Annotated in this window: 6 protein-coding genes and 6 tRNA genes; 6 read left to right on the top strand and 6 right to left on the bottom strand. The window is 65.8% G+C overall.

Going from position 1 to position 6541, the window contains the following annotated elements:
• The coding region (locus AC1D1G_RS39705) for an MFS transporter (RefSeq protein ID WP_477956327.1) at window positions 1-339 on the bottom strand (339 nt) is incomplete at its 3' end.
• A 448-nt stretch (window positions 340-787) separates the two neighbouring features.
• Between AC1D1G_RS39705 and AC1D1G_RS39700 the strand changes: the two genes are divergently transcribed.
• Window positions 788-1276: a 2-isopropylmalate synthase gene (locus AC1D1G_RS39700; RefSeq protein WP_283353159.1), complete on the top strand. Its 489-nt coding sequence runs from the start codon at window positions 788-790 to the stop codon at window positions 1274-1276.
• 74 nt (window positions 1277-1350) lie between these two features.
• Here AC1D1G_RS39700 and AC1D1G_RS39695 read toward each other — a convergent pair.
• From AC1D1G_RS39695 to AC1D1G_RS39675, 5 genes are all read right to left on the bottom strand, one after another.
• A tRNA-Val gene (locus AC1D1G_RS39695) sits at window positions 1351-1425 on the bottom strand.
• Between the two features lie 16 nt (window positions 1426-1441).
• Window positions 1442-1514: transfer RNA gene (locus AC1D1G_RS39690), tRNA-Gly, on the bottom strand.
• 77 nt (window positions 1515-1591) lie between these two features.
• Window positions 1592-1663 (bottom strand) — tRNA-Val (locus tag AC1D1G_RS39685).
• Between the two features lies 1 nt (window position 1664).
• Window positions 1665-1735 (bottom strand) — tRNA-Cys (locus AC1D1G_RS39680).
• A gap of 24 nt (window positions 1736-1759) precedes the next feature.
• A tRNA-Gly gene (locus AC1D1G_RS39675) sits at window positions 1760-1832 on the bottom strand.
• A 242-nt stretch (window positions 1833-2074) separates the two neighbouring features.
• Here AC1D1G_RS39675 and AC1D1G_RS39670 point away from each other — a divergent pair.
• The 5 genes from AC1D1G_RS39670 to AC1D1G_RS39650 form a co-directional block, all read left to right on the top strand.
• Window positions 2075-2146: transfer RNA gene (locus AC1D1G_RS39670), tRNA-Val, on the top strand.
• 155 nt (window positions 2147-2301) lie between these two features.
• Window positions 2302-3507, top strand: coding sequence for an RtcB family protein (locus AC1D1G_RS39665; protein ID WP_477956326.1), 1206 nt, complete (start codon window positions 2302-2304; stop codon window positions 3505-3507).
• 111 nt (window positions 3508-3618) lie between these two features.
• Window positions 3619-4044 carry a TIGR02611 family protein gene (locus tag AC1D1G_RS39660; protein WP_477956328.1) on the top strand — a complete coding sequence of 142 codons (426 nt, stop codon included), beginning with the start codon at window positions 3619-3621 and terminating at the stop codon, window positions 4042-4044.
• Window positions 4045-4139: 95 nt separating this feature from the next.
• Window positions 4140-6197: a threonine--tRNA ligase gene (gene thrS / locus AC1D1G_RS39655; protein WP_283354365.1), complete on the top strand. Its 2058-nt coding sequence runs from the start codon at window positions 4140-4142 to the stop codon at window positions 6195-6197.
• A 5-nt stretch (window positions 6198-6202) separates the two neighbouring features.
• Window positions 6203-6541 (top strand): HIT domain-containing protein (locus tag AC1D1G_RS39650; RefSeq protein ID WP_477956325.1); only part of this gene is annotated, 339 nt, incomplete at its 3' end.

Genomic DNA, 6541 nt, shown 5'->3' with positions numbered 1-6541 from the left:
GTACACGGACAGGCAGACGAAGAACGCCGCGGTGTTCGGGCTGAAACCGAGGGCGCCACCGGCGACCGCGATGGTCGCGAGCCCGAGCTGCAGCGCCGATCTGCTGGAGAATCGGCGGGCCAGGTGCTCGGCGAGGACGCTTCCCGCCCCGGCGATGAGGGACACCGTCACGACCGCGACCACGATGACCGTGTCGTCGAACCCGAATCGGTCCTGGTACTGCGGCAGTTGTGTGAGGACGGCCGCGAGGAGAAAACCCTGCAGACCGAATGCGCCCGCCGCGGCGATCCGTGCCGGGCGGTGGTCCGCGGACACGTCTGCGCGTGGTGAATCCGTCATGGGAGTCGGCCTTCGGTAGAGGACATCCGATCGATTGGGCGAGTGTCCAATACTTTGCGGGGATGTGCAGCGTTCTCCGAGGCGGCGGGCGAAAATGTCCGAAAGTGGGGTGTGAGGGGCCCGGAACAAGACTGAGCCCCAGCCTTGGATGGGGGGTCATGGCTGGGGCTCATTGCCATCGGGGGGGTGGATGGCAAGTTCGACGATACATGAGGAATTCCTCACGTTCCAGATGCAGTGGTAACGATTTCGTCACCCGCCCGTCACCGGTGGTCGGCTCGACACCGTGAACCGGGGTTGTCTCTGCGGACGGTTGTCGCTTACAGTGTCGTCCATGCAGCGCATTCTCGTAGTTCTCCGCCGTAGCGGGGTCTGATACGGACCGACCCCTCGCTGCGGGTCGTTGAGCTACGCGTTGGTCCTCCCTTCTTTCAGGAAGACCACGAGAATGAGTACCACCACTTCTTTCGCTTCATCCTTCCCCTCGTCGACACCGGCCGTCGATCCATTCGCCGCGCGCCACGGAAAGTCGCTGCCACGGGAACTCCGCACCGAATCCGCCGGAATGGCGTGGTCCGCGTTCGAGGCCGTCTACGCGCCGTCCACCGGACCGTTCCGTCTGGGCAGTTGGTCGGAAACGAAGACCGGCCCCGGGATGTGGGATTTCGAAGCGACACTCGGTATCGGCGAATCGATCTGCAAGACCGCTGCGAGCGCGCCCGGCCCGGTGGCCGCCATGACCTCGATGCTGTACGACGCGGGGTGTGCGATGGAGATCCTGTCTTTTCATCAGCACGAGATCGGGCACCGCACCGCGACATTTCTGCTCTGCGAGCGCGACGGCATCCGGCGCTGGGCGATGGGAATCGGTGAATCCCACACGGAATCGACTCTGCGCGCGATGATCTCCGGCGCCAACCGGCTCCAGCCCGCCTGACACCCGGACAACAGTTCAGCCCCGGTCGAGGGACCGGGGCTGAACTGTCGTGAACTGTTCGGTTGAAAGTGAACTGGTGCGCGATACTGGGATTGAACCAGTGACCTCTTCCGTGTCAGGGAAGCGCTCTCCCGCTGAGCTAATCGCGCGGGATGGAGAAAAGAGAGCGGACGACGGGATTCGAACCCGCGACCCCAACCTTGGCAAGGTTGTGCGCTACCAGCTGCGCCACGTCCGCATTCGTGAAAGCCCCCGGGCTGGGGGCCGTCACTGGTCGAGCAAGTAAAACAGTCGTGCATCTATCATCTATCTCGGTGCGCGATACTGGGATTGAACCAGTGACCTCTTCCGTGTCAGGGAAGCGCTCTCCCGCTGAGCTAATCGCGCGAGGTGGAGACGGGAATCGAACCCGTGTGCACGGCTTTGCAGGCCGTTGCCTCACCACTCGGCCACTCCACCGTGAAGGTTGAGTCCAACCTCTCGAGCGGACGACGGGATTCGAACCCGCGACCCCAACCTTGGCAAGGTTGTGCGCTACCAGCTGCGCCACGTCCGCATGCACCGTGTAACTCGCGGAGAATGTTCTCCGTGGTGCGGTTGAGAACATTAGCCGACCATCCGCGATAGTTACAAATCTGCAGGTCAAGGCGTCAGACGGTGAACTACGCATGAACGACGCCGGGTCGCGGACGTGCCGCGGGCAGGGGTCGACACGAATCCCAACGACGTGATTTTCGTTCGGCCGCTCGGTCGTGTTAATGTTCCAACTCGTTCGAGCGTGAGTGTTTGGCGCGCTTCGGTCCCGTGGCTCAGTGGAAGAGCGTCCCGTTCACACCGGGGAGGTCGCTGGTTCGATCCCAGCCGGGACCACAGAGAAGAAGAGGGCGTTTCCGAAATCGGAAACGCCCTCTTCTTTTTCGTGTGCGCACCCGAATAATCGGTTGTTCCGGCTCTGCGGCGCGGCGGACAATGAACTCAGCCGGCCGAAATTCCCCGGGTGATCCGCGATCGAAGGACTGAGTCCCATGTTCCCCGTGAGGCTGGAAGGCACCACCGCGCCCACCTTGATGTGGGCGGAAGAGTGGACCATCGAGCAGACAGCGTTGCAGCAGCTGCGGAACATGGCCGACCTGCCGTGGGTGCACGGGGTGCGGGTCATGCCCGACGTCCATGTCGGCAAGGGGGCGACGGTCGGTTCCGTCATCGCGATGCGGGAGGCGGTCGCCCCGGCGGCGGTCGGCGTCGACATCGGGTGCGGGATGACGGCGGTCCGAACTGATGTGACCGCGAGCGATCTGCCCGACAGCCTGCGCTCGATGCGCTCGCGCATCGMGCGCGCGGTGCCGGTCGGGTTCGCCATGCACGAGCGTTCGGTGAACGTCGGCGCACTGGACGTCACGGACGCCGGGGGAGTGAAGAAGGGTTGGCACCGCTTCTGGCAGGAATTCGGTGACCTGCATTCGGGTGTCCAATCCCGCGAATCCAAGGCGATGAAGCAGATCGGGACGCTCGGCGGCGGCAACCACTTCATCGAGGTGTGCCTGTCGGACGCCGACGAGGTCTGGCTGATGCTCCACTCCGGGTCGCGCAACATCGGCAAGGAGCTGGCGGAGCGGCACATCGCGGTGGCGCGGGCGTTGCCGCACAACCAGCGCCTGGTCGATCGCGATCTCGCGGTGTTCCTCGCAGGCAGCAAGGAGATGGACGCGTACCGCCACGACCTGACGTGGGCGCAGGAGTACGCGGCCCGTAACCGTGCCGTCATGCTCACGTTGGTGATGCAGGCATTCCGGCAGGCCCTGCCCGGCAGGCCGGTCCGATTCGACGAGCCGATCTCCTGCCACCACAACTATGTGTCGGAGGAGATCATCGACGGCGAGCCGATGCTCGTCACCCGCAAGGGCGCGATCCGGGCCGGCCGGGGTGATCTCGGACTCATCCCCGGATCCATGGGCACCGGTTCCTACGTGGTGCGTGGCCTGGGCTCCGAGTTGTCCTTCAATTCGGCCTCGCACGGGGCGGGACGGACGATGAGCCGCACGAAGGCGAAGAAGCGCTTCACCGTCGACGACCTCGTGCGGCAGACGTCCGGAGTCGAATCGCGTAAGGACGTGGGCGTGATCGACGAGATCCCCGGCGCCTACAAGGACATCGAGCAGGTGATCGAAGCGCAGGCCGACCTCGTCGAGGTCGTTGCCCACCTGCGGCAGGTCGTCTGTGTGAAGGGATGACCCGCGGGCGGTGCGGCGGTGCGACGACGCGCCGCCGCAGGTCGCGGTCGGTAGGCTGGAGCGGTGACTAGCGGAGAAGCTCGGCCGGGACCCGCGCCCGAGAGCGTGGACGTGGACGACTCGGATCTGTCCCCGTTCCAGGAAGCGGAGAGCCGGTGGCATCGGTGGCGCGCGCACATCGCCGCGCGGCCGAGCCTCAACCTGGCGTACCGCATCGCGGTGGGGGTGATCGGCGCTCTGGTGCTGGCCGCCGGCATCCTCGCGATTCCCTATCCGGGCCCAGGCTGGCTGATCGTGTTCGCGGGACTCGGGATCCTCGCATCCGAGTTCGCGTGGGCCCACCGGCTGCTGCACTACGCGCGGCAGCGCTRCGACAAGTTCATGCACTGGTTCTCGCGGCAGTCGCTGGTGGTCAAGGGGGCGGGCGCGCTGCTGACATGTGTCGTCGTCCTCGCCACGCTGTGGTTGCTCGGGACGTTCGGTCTCGTCGGAACGTGGATCGGCCTCGACTACCCGTGGCTGGAGAGCCCGCTCTAGCCGGACGCATGGTTGGGTGTGACTGCTGGGCCGATAACATGGGCTGGCACATTCACCATGTCTGCACCGCACACCTCACCTAGGAGAACATCGCCGTGAGCACCCCCGCATCCGCCGCCCCAGCCGCCCTCGTCCGGGTGCCCGCGGGGACTACGGCCGGTACAGCGGTTCGGGAGGCCGGCTACCCGAGCAAGGGTCCGGACGTCGTCGTCGTGGTCCGTGACGCCGAGGGCCAGCTCAAGGACCTGTCCTGGGTGCCCGACACCGACGTCGAGGTCGAGCCGGTCGCGTCGAACACCGACGACGGCCGCAGCGTCATCCGTCACTCCGCCGCCCACGTGCTCGCGCAGGCCGTCCAGCAGGAATTCCCCGAGGCGAAACTGGGCATCGGCCCGCCGATCAAGGACGGCTTCTACTACGACTTCGCCGTCGATCGCCCGTTCACCCCCGAGGACCTCGCGAGCCTCGAGAAGCGGATGAAGAAGATCATCAAGGGGTCGCAGCGGTTCTCCCGCCGCGTCGTCGAGTCGCTCGAGGACGCGCGCGCCGAGCTGGCGAAGGAGCCCTTCAAGCTCGAACTCATCGACGACAAGTCGGGAATCGACGATCCGGAGATCATGGAGGTGGGCGGCAACGAGCTGACCATCTACGACAACCTGGACCCGCGGACCGGCGAGAAGGTATGGGGAGACCTGTGCCGCGGCCCGCACATCCCCACCACCAAGCACATCCCGGCGTTCAAGCTCACCCGCAGCTCGGCGGCGTACTGGCGCGGTAATCAGGACAACGCCGATCTCCAGCGCATCTACGGCACCGCGTGGGAGTCGGCGGAGGCGCAGGACCACCACCTGGAACTGCTCGCCGAGGCGGAACGTCGCGACCACCGCAAGCTGGGGTCCGAACTCGACCTGTTCAGCTTCCCCGACGAACTCGGCTCCGGACTGCCCGTGTTCCATCCGCGGGGCGGAATCATCCGCACCGAGATGGAGGACTACTCCCGCAAGCGGCACGTCGAGGAGGGGTACGAGTTCGTCAACACCCCCCACATCACCAAGGGGCACCTCTACGAGGTGTCAGGTCACCTGGACTGGTACCGCGACGGCATGTTCCCGGCGATGCACATCGACGAGGAGCTGAACGAGGACGGCACCGTGCGCAAGCCGGGCCAGGACTACTACCTCAAGCCGATGAACTGCCCGATGCACAACCTGATCTTCCGCTCCCGCGGCCGGTCGTACCGCGAGCTGCCGTTGCGGCTCTTCGAGTTCGGTTCCGTGTACCGGTACGAGAAGTCGGGTGTCGTCCACGGACTCACCCGCGTGCGCGGCATGACCCAGGACGACGCGCACATCTACTGCACCCGAGAGCAGATGCGTGACGAACTGGCGACCACCCTGCAGTTCGTGCTCGGCCTGCTGAAGGACTACGGACTCGACGACTTCTACCTCGAGCTGTCCACCAAGAACCCGGACAAGTTCGTCGGCGACGACGCCGTGTGGGACGAAGCGACGGCGACGCTCGCCGAGGTCGCGGAGTCGTCGGGGCTGAACCTCGTTCCCGATCCGGGCGGCGCCGCGTTCTACGGACCGAAGATCTCGGTGCAGGTGCAGGACGCCCTGGGCCGCACCTGGCAGATGTCGACCATTCAGCTCGACTTCAACCTGCCGGAGCGTTTCGACCTCGAGTACACGGCCAACGACGGCACCAAGCAGCGTCCGGTCATGATCCACCGGGCCCTGTTCGGTTCCATCGAACGGTTCTTCGGTGTGCTCACCGAGCACTACGCGGGTGCGTTCCCGGCGTGGCTGGCGCCCGTCCAGGTGGTCGGCATCCCGGTCGCCGAGACGTTCGCCGACCACCTCTTCGACGTGGTGAAGCGGCTGAAGGCGGCCGGTATCCGCGCCGAGGTCGACGCGAGCGACGACCGCATGCAGAAGAAGATCTTCAACAACACGGCGCAGAAGGTGCCGTTCATGTTGCTGGCGGGTGCGCGCGACGTCGAGGCGGGCGCCGTCAGCTTCCGATTCCGGGACGGCACCCAGGTCAACGGGGTGCCCGTGGACGACGCCGTGCGCATCGTCACCGAGTGGATCGGCCGCCGCGAGAATGCCTCGCCGACGGCGGAACTGCTGCAACCCGGTAAGGAAGGGTGACGCACATGACCGGAGGTGACGACGTGACGGCCGACGAGATGCTCGGCGGCCCCGGCCGCCTCGTGGACCGCGGCCCCGGCGAACCCGATCACCTCCAGCGGATCTGGTCGCCGCACCRCATGTCGTACATCGCCGAGGCGCCGAAGTCGCGGGACACCCCGAACGAGCCGTTCATCGACATCCCGAAGATGGACGACGAGGACGGGTTGATCGTCGCCCGGGGTGAGCACGTCTACGCGGTGCTCAACCTGTACCCGTACAACCCGGGGCACCTGATGGTCGTTCCCTACCGCAAGGTCGCGGCGCTCGAAGACCTGACGGAGGAGGAAAGCGCCGAGTTGATG

The organism is Rhodococcus sp. P3_B8, from assembly GCF_056402775.1.
Note: the sequence above shows the minus strand (reverse complement) of the source record. Positions and strands in the feature narration are given on the sequence as shown.

What these genes read in the sequence shown, in the direction of transcription:
- AC1D1G_RS39700 (WP_283353159.1), top strand. Translation starts at nt 788, where the DNA reads ATGAGTACCACCACTTCTTTCGCTTCATCCTTCCCCTCGTCGACACCG.